Source organism: Pseudomonas sp. TE4620 (genome assembly GCF_056279045.1).
The window spans coordinates 3,778,553-3,796,088 of record NZ_JBWBQO010000001.1 but is presented as its reverse complement, the minus strand read 5'-3'; the positions used below and the strand labels follow the sequence as shown (position 1 = coordinate 3,796,088).

Annotated in this window: 15 protein-coding genes; 4 read left to right on the top strand and 11 right to left on the bottom strand. The window is 61.0% G+C overall.

The window, feature by feature from the left end; all coding sequences use genetic code 11:
- Nucleotides 1-54 precede the first annotated feature (54 nt).
- From ACZ9A3_RS17555 to ACZ9A3_RS17545, 3 genes are all read right to left on the bottom strand, one after another.
- A complete protein-coding gene (locus tag ACZ9A3_RS17555) occupies nt 55-1,668 on the bottom strand; it encodes an NAD(P)/FAD-dependent oxidoreductase (protein WP_045197811.1) in 1,614 nt (537 codons plus the stop codon).
- Between the two features lie 106 nt (nt 1,669-1,774).
- The gene (locus tag ACZ9A3_RS17550; protein ID WP_045197813.1) at nt 1,775-2,449 is read right to left on the bottom strand and encodes a COG3650 family protein; all 675 of its coding nucleotides are present in this window, start codon (nt 2,447-2,449) and stop codon (nt 1,775-1,777) included.
- A 70-nt stretch (nt 2,450-2,519) separates the two neighbouring features.
- Nucleotides 2,520-3,119 carry a short chain dehydrogenase gene (locus ACZ9A3_RS17545; RefSeq protein ID WP_045197815.1) on the bottom strand — a complete coding sequence of 200 codons (600 nt, stop codon included), beginning with the start codon at nt 3,117-3,119 and terminating at the stop codon, nt 2,520-2,522.
- Nucleotides 3,120-3,226: 107 nt separating this feature from the next.
- On the opposite strand from ACZ9A3_RS17545, the gene ACZ9A3_RS17540 reads away from it, so the two are divergent.
- Nucleotides 3,227-4,135: a LysR family transcriptional regulator gene (locus ACZ9A3_RS17540; protein WP_093380195.1), complete on the top strand. Its 909-nt coding sequence runs from the start codon at nt 3,227-3,229 to the stop codon at nt 4,133-4,135.
- Between the two features lie 3 nt (nt 4,136-4,138).
- Here ACZ9A3_RS17540 and ACZ9A3_RS17535 read toward each other — a convergent pair whose 3' ends face one another.
- From ACZ9A3_RS17535 to ACZ9A3_RS17510, 6 genes are all read right to left on the bottom strand, one after another.
- Nucleotides 4,139-4,387: a hypothetical protein gene (locus ACZ9A3_RS17535; protein ID WP_258594632.1), complete on the bottom strand. Its 249-nt coding sequence runs from the start codon at nt 4,385-4,387 to the stop codon at nt 4,139-4,141.
- A gap of 145 nt (nt 4,388-4,532) precedes the next feature.
- A complete protein-coding gene (locus ACZ9A3_RS17530; protein ID WP_045197821.1) occupies nt 4,533-5,234 on the bottom strand; it encodes an ABC transporter ATP-binding protein in 702 nt (233 codons plus the stop codon).
- Nucleotides 5,235-6,002, bottom strand: a complete 768-nt coding sequence (livG, locus tag ACZ9A3_RS17525) for a high-affinity branched-chain amino acid ABC transporter ATP-binding protein LivG (protein WP_045197823.1) — start codon at nt 6,000-6,002, stop codon at nt 5,235-5,237.
- Complete coding sequence (locus ACZ9A3_RS17520; protein ID WP_045197825.1) at nt 5,999-7,255, bottom strand: high-affinity branched-chain amino acid ABC transporter permease LivM; 1,257 nt, start codon at nt 7,253-7,255, stop codon at nt 5,999-6,001. The genes livG and ACZ9A3_RS17520 overlap by 4 nt, the downstream gene beginning before the upstream one ends.
- Nucleotides 7,252-8,175, bottom strand: coding sequence for a high-affinity branched-chain amino acid ABC transporter permease LivH (livH, locus tag ACZ9A3_RS17515; protein ID WP_028943524.1), 924 nt, complete (start codon nt 8,173-8,175; stop codon nt 7,252-7,254). The genes ACZ9A3_RS17520 and livH overlap by 4 nt, the downstream gene beginning before the upstream one ends.
- A 227-nt stretch (nt 8,176-8,402) precedes the next feature.
- Nucleotides 8,403-9,530 carry a branched-chain amino acid ABC transporter substrate-binding protein gene (locus tag ACZ9A3_RS17510; protein ID WP_045197827.1) on the bottom strand — a complete coding sequence of 376 codons (1,128 nt, stop codon included), beginning with the start codon at nt 9,528-9,530 and terminating at the stop codon, nt 8,403-8,405.
- A 362-nt stretch (nt 9,531-9,892) separates the two neighbouring features.
- Between ACZ9A3_RS17510 and ACZ9A3_RS17505 the strand changes: the two genes are divergently transcribed.
- Nucleotides 9,893-10,198 carry a DUF2288 domain-containing protein gene (locus tag ACZ9A3_RS17505; protein WP_045197829.1) on the top strand — a complete coding sequence of 102 codons (306 nt, stop codon included), beginning with the start codon at nt 9,893-9,895 and terminating at the stop codon, nt 10,196-10,198.
- Between the two features lie 179 nt (nt 10,199-10,377).
- Here ACZ9A3_RS17505 and ACZ9A3_RS17500 read toward each other — a convergent pair whose 3' ends face one another.
- Nucleotides 10,378-12,558, bottom strand: a complete 2,181-nt coding sequence (locus ACZ9A3_RS17500) for a hypothetical protein (protein ID WP_045197831.1) — start codon at nt 12,556-12,558, stop codon at nt 10,378-10,380.
- A 201-nt stretch (nt 12,559-12,759) separates the two neighbouring features.
- Between ACZ9A3_RS17500 and ACZ9A3_RS17495 the strand changes: the two genes are divergently transcribed.
- Nucleotides 12,760-13,647, top strand: coding sequence for an NAD(P)-dependent oxidoreductase (locus ACZ9A3_RS17495; RefSeq protein WP_045197833.1), 888 nt, complete (start codon nt 12,760-12,762; stop codon nt 13,645-13,647).
- On the opposite strand, the gene ACZ9A3_RS17490 is transcribed toward ACZ9A3_RS17495, so the two are convergent.
- Nucleotides 13,547-15,823, bottom strand: coding sequence for a putative bifunctional diguanylate cyclase/phosphodiesterase (locus ACZ9A3_RS17490; RefSeq protein ID WP_045197836.1), 2,277 nt, complete (start codon nt 15,821-15,823; stop codon nt 13,547-13,549). The two genes, ACZ9A3_RS17495 and ACZ9A3_RS17490, sit on opposite strands and share 101 nt — an antisense overlap.
- Before the next feature lie 278 nt (nt 15,824-16,101).
- Here ACZ9A3_RS17490 and ACZ9A3_RS17485 point away from each other — a divergent pair, with 278 nt between their 5' ends.
- Nucleotides 16,102-17,454: a spinster family MFS transporter gene (locus tag ACZ9A3_RS17485; RefSeq protein ID WP_093380206.1), complete on the top strand. Its 1,353-nt coding sequence runs from the start codon at nt 16,102-16,104 to the stop codon at nt 17,452-17,454.
- The last annotated feature ends 82 nt before the right edge of the window (nt 17,455-17,536 follow it).

Genomic DNA, 17,536 nt, shown 5'->3' with positions numbered 1-17,536 from the left:
GATATCTCTGTGGGAGCGGCGGTGCGGCGACCCGACTTGACCCGCGATAGCTACTTAGGCCTGCAGACCGAGCATGCTGCGCGCCACCGCTTCAGCAATGCGAATCCCGTCGACACCTGCCGAAAGGATCCCGCCGGCATAACCAGCACCTTCACCCGCCGGGAACAGGCCCTTGAGGTTCAGGCTCTGCATGCTGGCATCACGGGTGATGCGCAGCGGCGATGAGGTGCGGGTTTCGATCCCGGTCAACACCGCGTCTGGCAGGTTGTAGCCCTTGATCTGCCGATCGAAGGCTGGCAATGCTTCGCGAATGGCTTCGATGGCAAAATCCGGCAGGCTTGGCGCCAGGTCGCCGAGGTTCACCCCCGGTTTGTAGGACGGCTCGACACTGCCGATGGCGGTGGACGGCCGCCCGGCAACGAAGTCACCGACCAGCTGCGCAGGTGCCTGGTAGTTGCTGCCGCCCAGCACGTAAGCGTGGGCTTCGAGTTTTTCCTGCAGCTCGATACCGGCCAGCGGGCCACCCGGGTAGTCCTGCTCGGGGGTAATGCCGACAACAATACCGGAGTTGGCATTGCGCTCGTTACGCGAGTACTGGCTCATGCCGTTGGTGACTACCCGGCCCGGCTCGCTGGTAGCGGCAACCACGGTGCCGCCCGGGCACATGCAGAAGCTGTAGACCGAACGGCCGTTCTTGGCGTGGTACACCAGCTTGTAATCGGCTGCACCGAGTTTCGGGTGGCCGGCATACTTGCCCAGGCGCGCCTGGTCGATCAGCGATTGCGGGTGCTCGATCCGAAAACCGATGGAGAACGGCTTGGCTTCCATGAACACGCCACGGGCGTGTAGCATGCGGAAGGTGTCACGGGCACTGTGGCCCAGGGCCAGGACGACGTGGCGCGAGTGCAGCTGTTCGCCACTTTCCAGGACTACGCCATTGAGCTGGCCGTCGTCCATCAACAGGTCGGTGACCTTCTGTTCGAAGCGTACTTCGCCGCCCAGCGCCTGAATTTCCTGACGCATGTTTTCGACCATGCCGGTCAGGCGGAAGGTACCGATGTGCGGCTTGCTGACGTAGAGGATCTCGTCCGGTGCACCGGCTCTGACGAACTCGTGCAATACCTTGCGGCCGTGGTGCTGCGGGTCCTTGATCTGGCTGTACAGCTTGCCGTCGGAGAAGGTCCCGGCGCCGCCTTCGCCGAACTGCACGTTCGACTCGGGATTGAGCACGCTTTTGCGCCACAGGCCCCAGGTGTCCTTGGTGCGCTGGCGAACTTCCTTGCCGCGCTCGAGGATGATCGGCTTGAAGCCCATCTGCGCCAGCAGCAGGCCGGCGAAGATCCCGCACGGGCCGAAGCCGACCACAATGGGCCGCTCCTGCAGGTCGGCAGGTGCCTGGCCAACCACTTTGTAGCTGACATCGGGGGCGACGTTGACGTTGTGATCGTCGGCGAACTTTTGCAGCAGTTCGGCTTCGTTGCTCGCCTGCAGGTCGATGGTGTAGATGAACAGCAGCTCGCTGTTCTTCTTGCGCGCATCGTAGCTGCGCTTGAACAGGGTGAAGTCCAGCAGTTGCTCGTCGCTGATCCCAAGGCGTTGCACGATGGCCTCGCGCAGGGCTTCATCAGGATGATCCAGCGGCAGCTTCAGTTCGGTGATTCGTAACATGGCAGGGTCCAGTATCCCGGCCATGGACGGCCGGCGGCTTTACACAAACCGCCAAGTATAAGCTGTTCGCCGCCTTTGCAGGCAGGTTAAACGCAGGCGCCGATGATCAGTCGTTGCGTGAGCCACCGTAGTAGGCGCAGCCGCGCAGGGTCTGGCCGTCCACCCGTAGCTCGGCGATCAGATGCTGGACACTGCCGGTGGCGCTGTCGACGCAGCGTTGCGGAGCGACCCAGAGCTCGACTTTCTGGCCGTTGGCCTCGGTGTTGAGGCTGAAGCGCCCGTCGGGCAGCTGTTCTTCCAGGAAAGGGACCGCCAGTGTTGGCTGGCCGAGGCGTTCGAGGACCATGCCCTTGCCGCCGGCCTTGAGGTTCCAGTCCGGCTCGTGGCCACTGGCGCGCAGGGTCAGGCGCTTGAAGTTGGGGTCGCTGCAGGCGCTGCTGGAGTGTTCGATGCGGTACAGGCGTTGTACGTTCAACTGGCCGTCGTTGCCGGCCTTTGCGCTGGCCGACAAGGTACCGCGCACGTCGGCGAACAGGGTGCCGGGGGTGGCCGCCAGCGCGCTGGCTTCCTGCAGCAGGCCGGTGTTGCCGCTGTCGGTCACGGCAAAGCGGCGGGTCTCTTCACAGGGCTTGAACAGCAGTTGTCCGCCCTGGGCCGTCAGTTCGCCCTGCATGCGGGTCTGGCCGGCGGTAGAGGCGGCTTGCGGCTTTTCAGCCAGCATCTGGCAGCCGGCGAACAGCGGCAACAAGGCGACAAGCAACAGCGAAGGGGCAGCACGCATCAAGCAAACTCCAGCATCTCGAGCAAAAGGTGCCGCCACGTTACGCAGGCTGGTCGCCGATCACAAGGCCTTAGCCCACCTGGTAGGTCTGGCCGGTTTGCAAACCTTCGACGCTCTTGGCATAGGCCAGTGCCACGTCGGCGGCCGGAACGGGTTTGAAACCGCGAAAATATGGCGCATAGGCCGGCATGGCTTCGACCAGTACAGTGGGGCTGATGGTGTTGACCCGCAGGCCACGGGGCAATTCGATGGCGGCAGCCTTGACGAACGCATCGAGGGCGCCGTTAACCAGCGCGGCCGAGGCCCCGGTGCGAATCGGGTCGCGGTTGAGGATGCCGCTGGTAAAGGTGAACGAGCCGCCATCATTGATGAACTCGCGGCCGATCAGCAGCAGGTTGACTTGGCCCATGAGCTTGTCGTTCAGGCCCAGGGCGAAGTGCTCCGCGTTCATTTCATCGAGGGCGGCGAAGGTGACATTGCCGGCGGCGCAGACCAGGGCATCGAAGCGGCCGGTTTGCTCGAACAGGCGCCGGATCGAGGCGCTGTCGCTGATGTCCACCTGATAGTCGCCGCTGCTGCGGCCGATGCGCAGCACTTCATGACGTTGCTCCAGCTCTTTGGCAACCGCCGAACCGATGGTACCGCTGGCGCCGATCAACAGGATTTTCATTGAGCCATTCCTCGTAGGGTGTGTAGACAAGGCTCAAGTCTAGGGTGGATTTTTCTGTAGATAAGCGTGCTAATAGGCAACCTTTGGTTTTCATATGGAAACAATCCATGAGCGACCTCGATGATCTGGCGGCCTTTGCCGTGCTGATGGATGCCGGCAGCTTTACCTTGGCCGCGCAACAACTGGGCTGGAGCAAGGGGCAACTGTCCAAGCGCATCAGCGCCCTTGAAGCCAGCCATTCGGTGAAGTTGCTGCACCGCACTACCCGGCGGCTGAGCCTGACCGCTGCCGGCGCCATGTTGCTGCCCCAGGCGCAGGCACTGGTGCGGCAAATGGAAGGGGCGCGGCAAACCCTGGCCATGCTCAAGGACGAACTGGCGGGACCGGTGCGTATCACCGTGCCGGTGTCGTTGGGCGAGACGTTTTTTGAAGGATTGCTGCTGGAGTTCGCCGCTCGCTACCCGGACCTGCAAGTGGAGCTTGAGCTCAATAACGGCTATCGCGACTTGCTGGGCGACGGCTTTGACCTGGCGATTCGCACCGATGTCCAGGATGACGCGCGACTGGTTGCCCGCCCGGTGCTGGCCATGCAGGAGCTGACCTGCGCCAGCCCGGCCTACTTGCAGCGCTATGGCGAACCGATGGTGCCGGGCGAACTGAGCAGCCATCGCTGCCTGCTCAACAGCCATTACAGCGGCCGTGAAGAGTGGTTGTATCACCAGCAGCACGAACTGTTGCGGGTGCAGGTGGCGGGCAGCTTTGCCAGCAATCATTACAGTTTGCTGAAGAAGGCGGCGCTGCTGGGCGCCGGGGTCGCCCGTCTGCCGTCGTACATGCTCCATGCAGAACTGGCTGACGGCCGCTTGCAGTGGTTGCTGCGCGACTATCAGACGCGCAGCGTGCCGTTGTTCCTGGTGCACCCCTATCAAGGCGGGATGCCGCAGCGGGTCCAGGTGCTGGCCGATTACCTGCTGGCCTGGTTCAGGCGCAGCAGCCAGGCCTTGCGGACCCTGTAGGGGTTACATCTTGTCGTCGTGCATTTCGTTTTTCATCATCTTGTCGTTCTTGTCCATCTTCTTGTCCATCTTCATGTCGTTGCTCATGTCCATCTTCTTGTCGTCGGCCATTTTCTTGTCCATTTTCATGTCTTTCTCCATGCTTGCTTCCTTGCTCATTTTCATGTCGTCGGCGGCGTGGACAACAGGCAGGAAGGCCAGGCTCGAGCCCAGGGAGAGGATAAGTGCGGCGGCGCTGAGGGACTTGGTCATGATGAGGCTCCAGTAGTAAGGGGAGGTTAGAGCCAGCGCTTCTGGCCCACCTGCAGCACTAGAGTCCGGTGCCCTGGAGGCGTTACAGCAGGCAAGAAAAAAGGCCCGAAGGCCTTTTTTCATTTGTGGCATAAAGCGTCTGGCATCAACCGCCCAGGTAGGCGTCGCGGACTTTCGGGTCGGTCAGCAGCGCTTCACCGGTGCCTTCCATCACCACCCGGCCGTTTTCCAGCACATAGGCACGGTCGGCGACTTTCAGCGCCTGGTTGGCGTTCTGTTCGACCAGGAACACCGTCACGCCATCACGGCGCAGTTGTTCGATGATGTCGAAGATCTGCTGGATGATGATCGGTGCCAGGCCCAGCGATGGCTCGTCGAGCAGCAGCAGCTTGGGTTTGCTCATCAGCGCCCGGCCGATGGCGAGCATCTGCTGCTCGCCGCCGGACATGGTGCCGCCACGCTGGCTGAAGCGCTCCTTCAGGCGCGGGAACAGTTGCAGGACCTTGTCCATCTGCTCCTGGTAATCGCCCTTGTCGGTGAAGAAACCGCCCATGGCCAGGTTTTCTTCCACGGTCAGGCGGGCGAACACGCGGCGGCCTTCAGGGACCACAGCGATGCTCTTGCGCATGATGTGCGAGGACGGCTGGCCGACCAGCTCTTCACCCAGGTAGCGGATGCTGCCGCTGCTCGCTTGCGGCGAGCCGCAGAGGGTCATCAGCAGGGTCGATTTGCCGGCACCGTTGGCACCGATCAGGGTGACGATCTCGCCCTGGCGGATCTCGACGTTGACGCTGTGCAGTGCCTGGATCTTGCCGTAGAAGGTGGAAACGTTTTCGAACTGCAGCATTTACGCTTCCCCCAGGTAGGCTTTGATCACTTCAGGGTTGTCGCGGATCTGTTCCGGCGTACCGTCGGCCAGGGGCGTGCCCTGGTTGATCACCACGATGTGGTCGGAGATGCTCATGACCAGTTTCATGTCGTGCTCGATCAGCAGCACGGTGACGTTGTGCTCTTCACGCAGCACGCTGATCAGCGCTTTGAGGTCTTCGGTCTCTTTCGGGTTGAGGCCGGCCGCCGGTTCGTCGAGCATGATGATCCGTGGACGGGTCATCATGCAGCGGGCGATTTCCAGGCGCCGTTGCTGGCCGTAGGCAAGCGTACCGGCGGGGCGGTTGGCGAACTCGAGCAGGTCGACCTTCTCCAGCCAGTACCGTGCGTACTCTTTTGCTTCGAGCTCGCTGCGGCGGAAGGACGGGGTCTTGAGCAGGCCGGCAAAGAAGTTGGTGTTCAGGTGCCGGTGCTGGGCGATCAGCAGGTTTTCCAGGGCGGTCATCTCTTTGAACAGACGCACGTTCTGGAAGGTCCGCACCACACCCTTGCGGGCGATCTGATGGCCGGCCAGGCCCTGGATCGGCTGGCCGTCGAGCAGGATGCTGCCGGCGCTCGGCTTGTAGAAACCGGTCAGGCAATTGAACACCGTGGTCTTGCCGGCGCCGTTCGGGCCGATCAACGCCACTACCTGTTTTTCCTTGACGGTCAGGGCCACGCCGTTGACCGCCAACAAGCCGCCGAAGCGCATGCTCAGGCCGCTGACTTGCAGAATTTCGCGGCTCATCGACGCAGCTCCATATGTGGACGTTGCATAGGCAGCAGGCCTTGCGGACGCCAGATCATCATCAACACCATCAGCGCACCGAACATCAACATGCGGTATTCGCTGAATTCACGCATCAGCTCAGGCAGCAGGATCATCACGATGGCCGCAAGGATCACGCCCAGTTGCGAGCCCATGCCGCCGAGCACGACGATGGCGAGGATGATGGCCGATTCGATGAAGGTGAACGACTCCGGTGTCACCAGACCCTGGCGTGCGGCGAAGAAGCTGCCGGCGAAACCGGCGAAGCAGGCACCCAGGGTGAACGCCGAGAGCTTGATGATGGTCGGGTTCAGGCCCAGTGCGCGACAGGCGATTTCATCTTCACGCAGGGCTTCCCAGGCGCGACCGATCGGCATGCGCAGCAGGCGGTTGATCACGAACAGCGCCAGCAACGCCAGCAGCAGCGCCACCAGGTAGAGGAAGATCACCTTGTTGATCGAGTTGTACTGCAGGCCGAAGAACTCGTGGAAGGTCTGCATGCCCTCGGCGGCCTTGCGTTCGAAGGTCAGGCCGAAGAAGGTTGGTTTCTCGATGTTGCTGATCCCGTTGGGGCCGCCGGTAAGACCGGTGAGGTTTCGCAGGAACAGGCGGATGATTTCACCGAAACCCAGGGTCACGATGGCCAGGTAGTCGCCGCGCAGACGCAATACCGGGAAGCCGAGCAGGAAGCCGAAGGTCGCCGCCATCAGGCCGGCAATCGGCAGGCAGATCCAGAAGCTCAGGCCGTAGTAGTGCGACAGCAGGGCGTAGCTGTAGGCGCCGACGGCATAGAAGCCGACGTAACCCAGGTCGAGCAGGCCAGCCAGGCCGACCACGATGTTCAGGCCAAGGCCCAGCAACACGTAGATCAGGATCAGGGTGGCGATGTCGACCGCGCCGCGTGAGCCGAAGAACGGCCACACCAGTGCAACCATGATCAGGCCGATGATGATCCAGCGCTGGGTCTTGGGCAGGGTCAGGAAGTTGCTCATGGCCGGCGAGATCAACTTACGGCCCGAACGGCGGCTGGTTGCCGCGCTCCATTGCTTGTCGAACAGCACGCGCAAGAACATCAGCACCGAACACACGGCGATGACCGTGAGGGTGAAAGGCCCTTGGCTGTGAACGATCAGGTTGATGCCGTCGATGCTGAGTTTCAGGCCCAGCACCGGGAAGGCGACAGCCCAGACCAGCAAGGCGCTGAAGAACGCCTGTTTAAGATTTTTGTTCATACTTTTTCAACCTCCGGACGGCCGAGGATGCCGGTCGGACGGAACAACAGCACCAGAACCAACAGGCCGAATGCCACGACGTCCTTGTACTGGTCACCGAAGATATCGGCGCCAAAGGCTTCAGCCACCCCCAGCACCAGCCCGCCGAGCATGGCGCCCGGAATGCTGCCGATGCCGCCCAGCACAGCCGCGGTAAAGGCCTTCAGGCCCACCAGGAAACCGGCGTTGGGGTTGATCACCCCGTACTGCATGCTCAGCAGCACGGCCGCCACGGCCGCCAGGGCGGCACCGATGACGAAGGTCAGGGCGATGATGTTGTTGGTGTTGATGCCAAGCAGGTTGGCCATCTTGATGTCTTCGGCACAGGCCCGGCAGGCCCGGCCCAGACGCGAGCGGGAGATGAACAGGGTCAAACCGGTCATGGCCACCAGGGTGACTACGAAAACCAGGATCTGCATGTAGGAGATCAGCACTTCCTCTGCGCCGCCCGGGCCGAAGGAGATACTCCCAGGGATCAGGTTGGGGATGGACTTGTCCTTGGAGTCCTGGGATAGCAATACGGTGTTTTGCAGGAAAATCGACATACCGATGGCAGAAATCAGCGGGATCAACCGGTTGCTGTTACGCAACGGACGGTAGGCGACCCGTTCGATACTGTAGCCATAGGCACTGGTAACGAAGATCGTGGCGACGAAGGCGACGGTCATCAATATCGGCAGTGAATCGATCCCCATCATGGCCAGGCCCGCAAGGGCGATGAAGGCCACGTAGGAACCGATCATGTACACCTCGCCATGGGCGAAGTTGATCATTCCAATGATGCCGTAAACCATTGTGTAGCCAATGGCTATCAAGGCATAGGTGCTGCCAATGGTCAGGCCATTAACCAGCTGTTGGAAGAAGTGATAGATCTCAGGCATTACAGCGCTCCTAAAAACCTGATACGCATTTCACTGGTGGGGATGCCCCCGGCCTGGTCTTGTGGTCTTGGCCACTTCGGCACAGGCAACTGCCAGCGAACCGCTGGTGACGGTTTTAAGATTTTCAGGTGAACCTGCTCCCGGATCGCGGGAATCAGGCCCATGAACCTCGTAAAACAAAGCCCACTGCTCGCACAGTGGGCTTGTAGTCATATAGTCAGACGGGATTACTGAGGGGAAACTTCGGTTTTAGGTTTGCCGAAATGCCATTCGTAGACCACGAATTTGAAGTCTTTCAGGTCGCCTTTGGCGTCGTACGACAGGTCGCCGGTCGGGGTCTTGAAGGTGCCGGCATGGATGGCTGCAGCCACTTTATCGGTGTCTTCGGACTTGGCCGCCTTGATGCCTTCGGCGATCAGCTCGACAGCCGAGTAGGCCGGGAACACGAACGGGCCGCTTGGGTCTTTGCCGTCAGCCTTGATGGCATCGGCGATGGCCTTGTTCGCAGGGTCGGCGTCGAAGGATTTCGGCAGGGTCACCAGCAGGCCTTCGGAAGCGCCTTGGGCGATCTGCGAGATGGAGTCGTTACCGACACCTTCAGGGCCCATGAACTTGGCGTTCAGGCCTTTCTCTTTGGCTTGACGCAGGATCAGGCCCAGCTCCGGGTGGTAGCCGCCGTAGTAGACGAAGTCGACATTGGCTTGCTTGAGCTTCTGAATGATCGAGGAGAAGTCCTTGTCGCCGGCGTTCAGGCCTTCGAACACGGCAACCTTGACGCCTTTGCCTTCGAGGGTGGTTTTGACCGCGCTGGCGATGCCTTCACCGTACTGCTGCTTGTCGTGCAGTACCGCAACCACTTTCGGTTTCACATGGTCGGCAATGTAGTTGCCAGCCGCAGGGCCCTGGGCGCTGTCCAGGCCGATGGTGCGGAAGATCAGCTTGTAGCCGCGGGAGGTGATTTCCGGGCTGGTGGCAGCCGGGGTGATCATGATCACGCCTTCGTCTTCGTAGATGTCGGACGCAGGCTGGGTGGAGCTGGAGCACAGGTGGCCGACTACGTACTTGACGCCGTCGTTGACCACTTTGTTGGCGACTGCCACGGCCTGTTTAGGGTCGCAAGCGTCATCGTATTCTTTGGCTTCAAGCATCTTGCCGTCGACGCCGCCCTTGGCGTTGATGTCCTTGATGGCCTGTTTTGCACCGATGAACTGCATGTCGCCGTACTGAGTGACCGGGCCGGTTTTCGGGCCGGCGATGCCGATCTTGATGGTATCGGCTGCAAACGAATGGCTGGCAACCCCGGCCAGAACCATTGCGGCAAACAGTTTGGAAATCTGCTTAGTAGCCTTACTCATAGTGCTCCACTCATTCTGTTGTAATTTTTATAGTCCTGGCGGCCAGAGCTTGAGGACCGGATCAGGTTCCATGAGAGGCCACGCCTCGTCACGGACCCGGATAACCCCCGGAACGGCCCTGGCAACTGTACCGGTACAGTGTAGAGCGCTGCTTTGTCGCTTGAAAAGCAGGCCCGCCGGGGCAAAAACCAGGGGTGTCGCCTAATCGACAGAAAGTTATAGAAAAACGCCGTTGTTTTGCCAGTTTCTCTGGTCAAACCCGGGCATTTACCACCTTGTCGATCAATTACTTATTTTGAAACTGGGTTTTTCTGCAAAAATACCGACCTTTATCGCGGTCGAATTATTTCTGGTAGGAACCCATGACAGATCAACCAAGCACCCTCTATGCCAAATTGCTCGGCGAGACAGCAATAATCGAGTGGAAAGCGCTGGAGCGTTTTTGGGCCAAGGGTGACCTGATTTGGGTCGAGCCGACCCTGGACCTGATCGATGTTGCACAGGCAATGGCCGAAAACCGTAGCGAAAGCGTCGCTGCATGGCGTAATGCTGGCACTGTCGGAGCGGTCACTGCAGAGCAGGCACTAGACCTTCAGAGCCGCGATCCAGAGATCTGGGCCGTGGTGGTCTCGCCGTTTATTGTGATTCAGGAAAAGACCAACGGCTGATCACGCGCCAAAATGGTGCGTGAAAATGCACAGCGGGATGGTTTTGGTGCGCGGGACTGTTCAGCCGGGGTGGCTGTTGGTAACAGTTGGGTGTGCCAAGGCAGTGCGGTAACAGTCTGATCGCGGGGCAAGCCTGCTCCTACCGATGTAGGAGCGGGCTTGCCCCGCGATGCTTTCAATCAGTAATCCACTTTGCCGGTATGGCTGTTCAACGAGATCACCCGGGTCTTGCCGATGCGGTGACGGTAGATCTCACGCAGGTATTTCACCGCTTTCTTCACGCATTCGCGTGACAGCCGGATGTCATTGATCGAGACGAACTTGCTCTTGTCGTTGATCAGCTCGCGGTATTTCTTTTCGTACATCGGTTTGATCGCGTACCAGTTGGTATCGAGGATCTTCGCCGGGTTCTCGAACTCGTTGAGCAGGTCATCGATGCGGTCTTCATCGAAGGCATCGCTGGTGATGAACTCAAGGATGGCATTGTCCAGGGTATCGTCGAAGCGGTACGGGTTACGCGCAAAACAGCGCTTGATAAAGGCCACGATCAGGGTCAGGAAGTCGTCCGACAGGCACGGGCTCTTGGCGATCAGGGTGGTCAGCGACAGGTTCGCCGAGGCACCGATCACCAGCGCATAGCGCTTGAGCGTGGTGTTGGGGAACAGGCTGTTGAGGTGAGTCTTGAGCCGGTTCAGGTCCATGTACGACAGCTTGTAGTCCTTGGGCAGCGACACGATCGACACCACCGACGAGCAGTTCTTGAAAAAATGCAGGTCGTGCAGCGCCGCCGCGTCGTAGCCGGAGGCCTGGTATTGCTCAAGGGCGGCGCGGTAGCGGCGGGATTCAATCGGCAGCAGGCTGATGCCTTCGATCGCCTGGGTCACCTTGTTGAAGTGCGGCAGGTCGATGGAGCGGAAGAACAGGTCGTCGATGTTCAGCCGCGGCTGCTCTTTCTCGAACACTTTGAATTTGTCCGAGCTGGGCGAGGGCTGTTCCGGCACTACCGATTCGGCGTAGGCGATGGCCACGGGGCCTGCCAGGCTCATGAACAGGTCGTTGGCATCCAGGCGGATGGTTTCGCCGATGTCGATGCCGGCACGACGGAAGTAGTTCTGGTCGTAGTCGGTGGTCACTGCCTGGGCGGTGAGGATGTTGAAGATCTGCTGGGAGATGTACTGGTTGGCGTGCTTCTCCATGGCGTTGACGTCGATGTTCTGGATGTTGCCGTCATCGTTCTCTTCGGCGTAGCGCATGATGTCGTTGGAGATCAGCATCATGGCGTTCCAGGGGCGGATGCGGCCCATGACGCTGGCCTCGCTGCTGTCTTCATTGTCGAAGTTGTACGAGAAATCCCATTCCTCGGACAGGTACTTGCACAACAACCGGCCGGCGTTGATGTGCAGGGCTTCGGACATTTCGCTGCGATGATCGGAGATGTTCGGCAGCACGCAGATACCGCTGGTGAAGATCGGCTCGAAGACGAACGAATGACCGCTCTTGCCATCGTTTTCGTCGGCCGGCTTGGTGTCGAAAGTCTTGTTCATGTACGAATATTGCTGGGCCAGGCCGAACTCCGAAGCCATGCCCGAGCCGGTACCGCCACCGGCGCTGAAGATGTAGAAATACAGGCGTGACTGGTTGGCCTTGATCCCGCAGGAGTCGATCAGGTACGAGTGGATCAGCTTCCAGTCGGCGCTGGAGAAGCGGTGGGTTTCCTTGTTGAGGATGATCTTGGCCAGGTACTGGCCGAGGATCGGCGCGTTACCGGCGCCACCGGCATGGACTTCCGACAGGTCCATGATTTTCATCTTGCTGTAGTCGCGGATAAAACCGCTCTTCTCACCCTTGCGCGAAAAACGGATGCGTCCGGCGATGTCCTTGTCGAGGTCGCCGAGCATCACCAGCGGCTCTACCAGGAACACCGGCTTGGTGCCCTTGTTCTGCACCAGGCGCAGGTTGTTGCGAATCCAGCGCGCCGGGCTGTAGTTCGGTTCGCTGCCGGCGCGGTCTTCGTTGTTGAATTCGTTGAGGTAGAAGGTCCTGGCGTTGTATACAAGTTCTGCGACATCCAGGGCGATGTTCGAGCCACAACGGCCCAGGCCAATCAGGCACACCGAGGGGAACTGCTGGTCCAGGCGCAGCTGGGTGTCGTCTTCGACATGCACGCTGGGCGGGAACACCAGGTCACGCAGGCCATCGAGGTTGTCGAGGATGCGCTGGATATCGGTTTCGGTGAAGTACAGGTACTGCTGCGGGTTGAGCGCCCGCGGGCTGTAGTAGCTCGAGCCGGGAGCGCTGTACGCGGGAGTGGGTGATGTCAGCTCGGAAACCGCGTTGGCAGAAGTAGTCTTGGAGGTCATTTTGCGCCATTTGCCTGGGGGTGGGTGGCTGTTCTAGTAGGTAGCATAGAGCCATCACTGGATGAGGTTCGCGACTGTATCAGTGCGCATTTGGCGTGGGCGATAGGGGTTAACCCGATGCCTGTGTAGGAGTTTTCCTTGCCACGCCTGCAAACTGAATCGTCCGATCAGTCAACTTCTTTAATCTGTCTGGAGCTGTACATGAGCACTGCACGTCCTTCGTTGGGGTTTGCCGGTATCGGGCTGATGGGCTTGCCCATGTGTCGGCGGTTGCTGGCCGCAGGTTATCCGCTGACGGTGTGGAACCGCTCGGCGGACAAATGCGCCGAACTGGTCAAGGCCGGTGCCCGCCAGGTGGCGACTCCGGCCGAGCTGTGCCAGCACGCCGAGGTGCTGATGCTGTGCCTGGCCGACACGGCGGTGGTGCGCGAGGTGGTGTTTGGTGAGCAGGGCATTGCTGGCGCAGGCAAGGCCGGCCAGTTGCTGGTGGATTTTTCCAGCCTCGAGCCGACCGCTACCCGTGAGATGGCCAGCGAACTGGCGGCGAAAACCGGCATGCACTGGCTCGACACCCCGGTCTCCGGCGGCACGCCAGGCGCCGAAGCCGGCACTTTGGCGATCATGGCCGGTGGTGAGGCGGCCGACCTTGAGCGCGTGCGCCCGCTGTTGTTGACCCTTGGTCAACGCGTGACCCACATGGGGCCGGTCGGGGCAGGGCAGGTAACCAAGGCCTGCAACCAGATGATCGTTGCCTGCAATGCGCTGGTGATTGCCGAGGTGGTGGCGCTGGCCGAGCAATCAGGCGTCGACGCCAGCCTGATCGCCGAGGCCCTGGCGGGTGGTTTCGCCGATTCAAGGCCGCTGCAGATCCTGGCCCCGCAAATGGCCGCCAGTCGCTTCGAGCCGGTGAAGTGGCACGTGCGCACCTTGCTCAAGGATCTGGATAGCGCGGTGAAATTTTCCCGCGAACAGGGTTCGTCGACCCCGATCAGCGGCCTGGCCGCCCAACTGATGCGCTTGCATGGTAGCCAGGGCTATCTGCAAAAAGATCCGGCGACACTGATTGATCTGTACCGGCGTAAGGATTGATGCTGCTCAGCGCCTGTTCATGGCGCTGGTTGAGTTCGCCCAGGATCGGCCGCAGTTCACCCAGTGGCACGGGCCGGCTGAGCAGGTAGCCCTGGAGGTAATCGCAGCCTTGCTGGGCGAGGAACTGGTACTGTTCGGTGGTTTCAACGCCTTCGGTGATCACCTGCAGGTGCAGGGTGTGGGCCATGACGATGATGGCCTGGACGATTTCCATGTCCTGGCGGCAACGCGGTACATCCTGAATGAACGAGCGATCGATCTTCAGGGTGTCCAGCGGCAAGCGCTTGAGGTAGGCCAGTGACGAGTAGCCGGTGCCAAAGTCATCGATCGACAGCGACACGCCCTGGGCGCGGATGCGCTTGAGCAGGGCGATGGTGTTGTGAATGTTGCCCATCAGCGCGTTTTCGGTGACTTCCAGCTCCAGCTGGCGCGCCGGAATGCCGGCCTGACGCAGGGCATCTTCGACTTCCTGGGCCAGTTCTTCGCGGGCCAGGGTCAACGCCGAGCAGTTGACGGTCACCTTGAGCCCGTCGTAACCGTGGCGGTTGAGCTGGGCCAGGTCTTCGCAGGCATGGCGCAACACCCATAGGTCGAGTTCGGCGATCAGGCCGTTGGCTTCGGCAATGCCGATGAAGCGGTCCGGGCTGAGCAGCCCGTGCTGTGGATGTTGCCAGCGCACCAGGGCCTCGAGCTTGGCCACCTGGCCGCTGTGAAGGTCGAAAATCGGTTGGTAGTGGATGCGCAGGCCACGTTCTTCGAGCAGGGCGATGCGCAGTTCTTCTTCCAGTTGCAGCTCGAGGGTGGCGCGGGTTTTCAGGTTGCTGTTGAAGAAGTTCAGGTTGTTGCGCCCGCAACCCTTGGATTGATACAGGGCCAGGTCGGCGTTTTTCAACAGCTCGTCACAACTGCGGCCATCATCGGGGAACACGCTGATACCAATGCTGGTGGTCATGACCATGCGCCGACCGGCCAGGTCGATCGGCTCCTTCATCTTCTGCATGATGCGCTGGGCCAGGTGCCGGGCCTCATCGCGGCTGTGCAGGGCGGTGAGGATGCAGAACTCGTCGCCACCGAAACGGGCGACCACGTCCTGGCTGCGGGTGGCGGTCTTGATGTGCGCGGCAATCACCTTGAGCAACTCGTCGCCTGCATCATGGCCGAGGCTGTCGTTGATGCGCTTGAAGTGATCGATGTCGAGGAACATCACCGCCAGCATGCCGTCATTGGCGGTTTGCTCGGCCAGGCGCTCGGCGAACACCTGGTTGAAGCCGCGGCGGTTGACCAGGTTGGTCAGGGCGTCGTAGTGGGCGGCCTGCTGCAAGGACACCCGGGCCTGGTCGAGCTGGCTGAGCAGCACGTTGACCCGGCGCAGGTCGTGCTCCTTGCTTTGCAGCTTCTTGTCCGAGAGCGCGGCGCTGATGCTGCTGGCGCTGATCAACAGGGTAATGAAGGCGATGGTCAGGCTCAGTTGCAGGCTGTTGTCGCTGACCGGCAGCGACAGCGCGGTGTCCGCGGGTAGTACCAGGGTCAAGGCGGCCATGCCCAGCAGATGGGTCGCGACAATGCCGCCGGCCATCAGCAGGCTGGCGCCGTATTTCATCAGTTGAAAGAGGGTGCCGCTGCCATTGCGCAAATAACGGGCGAACAGCAGCGCCGCGAGGCTGGTGGCGATGGCGGCAGCGACCGAGGCGGCGAACAGGTCGGGGCGATAGAACTGCTGGGCGCTGGAGCGCATGGCGGCCATGCCGGTGTAGTGCATGGCAATGATCCCCAGGCCGAAGCACACCGCCGCTTGCAGGTAGTGGCGCGGCAGCAGTTGCTGGCGGCTCAGGGTATTCATGGCCATCCAGCCGGCCAGCAGCATAATCAGCAGCGAGACCCCGGTCAGGGCCACGTCGTAGTGAACCTCCAGCGGCGTTTGCAGGGCCAGCATGCTGATGAAGTGCATGGCCCAGATGCCGCCAGCCAGACAGCAGGCGCCGAGCAAGCGCCATTGCCGCTGGGCCGCGGGTTGCTCGACGTGGCTCAGGCGCTCGGCCATGTCGAGGGTGGCGAAGCTGCCGGCACAGGCGATCAGAAAGGCAAGCAGCACCAGGTAGGGGTTGTGCCTGCAATCGAGAAGGATCTGTCCGGTTGCCGGAAGTTCGGCGAGCATTTGCAGCCCCAGCCACTCCATAGCATGCCTCTTTTTCGAGTTGGCACTCGTCCCCCTATAGCCCGCTTGGAGACCGTTGTGCAGGAGTATAGGAACTCAGCATTAGTCCATCCTGAATAATGGCATATTGATTCCTACGATTTGGTCATTGAACCAATAGCGCCAGGTTCTAAAACTGCAAATGGTTACAATTACCCGGTATCAGTCCGGTCAATGGTGGCAGACAGATCGGCAAGTGCCCTCTAGATTCAGTTCGGCGTGCTGGAAAGCCCCGAACAATAATAACGAGGGACTGATCGATGCAGAGCTCCACTCAAGCGGCCAACGCCTGGCGAATCCTGTTCCTGCTGTTTCTGGCCAACCTGTTCAACTTCTTCGACCGCACCATTCCCGCCATCATCATCGAGCCGATCCGCCTGGAATGGCACCTGAGCGACTTTCAGATCGGCTTGATCGGTACCGCCTTCACCCTGGTCTATGCCATTGCCGGCCTGCCGCTGGGGCGCCTGGCCGATAACGGTTCACGCAGCAAACTGATGGGGTGGGGGCTGATGGCCTGGAGCGGGTTGACAGCGGTCAATGGCATGGTCGGCAGCTTCTGGAGCTTTTTGCTGGTGCGCATGGGCGTAGGCATCGGTGAGGCCAGCTATGCGCCAGCCGCCAACTCACTGATCGGCGACCTGTTCCCCGCCGAGAAGCGCGCGCGGGCCATGGGCATCTTCATGCTCGGCCTGCCGTTGGGCCTGTTGCTGGCGTTCTTCACCATCGGCGCGATGGTGCAGGCCTTTGACAGCTGGCGGGCGCCGTTCTTTATCGCCGCAGTGCCCGGGTTGTTGCTGGCGCTGTTCATGTTCATGATCCGCGAGCCGGCGCGCGGCGCGGCGGAGTCGGTGGCGATCTCCCAGGCGCCCGTGGACCGGCCGTTGCGCCGGGTTCTGAGTGTGCCGACCTTCTGCTGGCTGGTGCTTGCGGGCCTTACCTTCAACTTCGCCACCTACGCCTGCAACTCGTTCATGGTGCCGATGCTGCAGCGTTACTTTTTGCTCTCGCTGCAGCAGGCCGCGGTGGCCACCGGGGTCATTGTCGGCCTGACCGGGCTGGTTGGCCTGACCCTTGGCGGCTGGATTGCCGACAAGGTACACCAGCGCTTTGCCAACGGGCGCTTGTTGTTCGGTGCCCTGAGCATGCTGATCGCCACCCTGGCCACCGCCTGGGCACTGCATGCCGGGCGGATCGAGATCGGCGTGTTCGTGGCGGTGTTCGGTGTCGGCTGGTTGTTTGCCTACAACTTCTATACCTGTGTCTACACCGCGATTCAGGATGTGGTGCAGCCGCGTCTGCGGGCCACGGCCATGGCGCTGTTCTTTGCCGGGCTTTATCTGCTCGGTGGCGGCCTGGGGCCGGTGGTGGTGGGGGCGCTTTCGGACCATTTTGCCGTGGCGGCCATGCAGGCAGCGGGGGCGGTGCAGATGAGCGAGGCATTCAAGGCTGAAGGCCTGCACGGGGCGATGTACCTGATACCGGTGGCGTTGATGTTGACGCTGGTGTTCCTGCTGCTGGCCTCGCGGTGCTTCAGCCGGGATGCGCAGAGGATGCGCGAGGGGATGGTGGCTGACAGCGAAATGATGGCCGCCAAGCCTGTGGTGGCTTGAAAAAGCATCGCGGGTCAAGTCGAGTCGTCGCACCGCCGCTCCCACAGAATCATCAATATCTCTGTGGGAGCGGCGGTGCGAC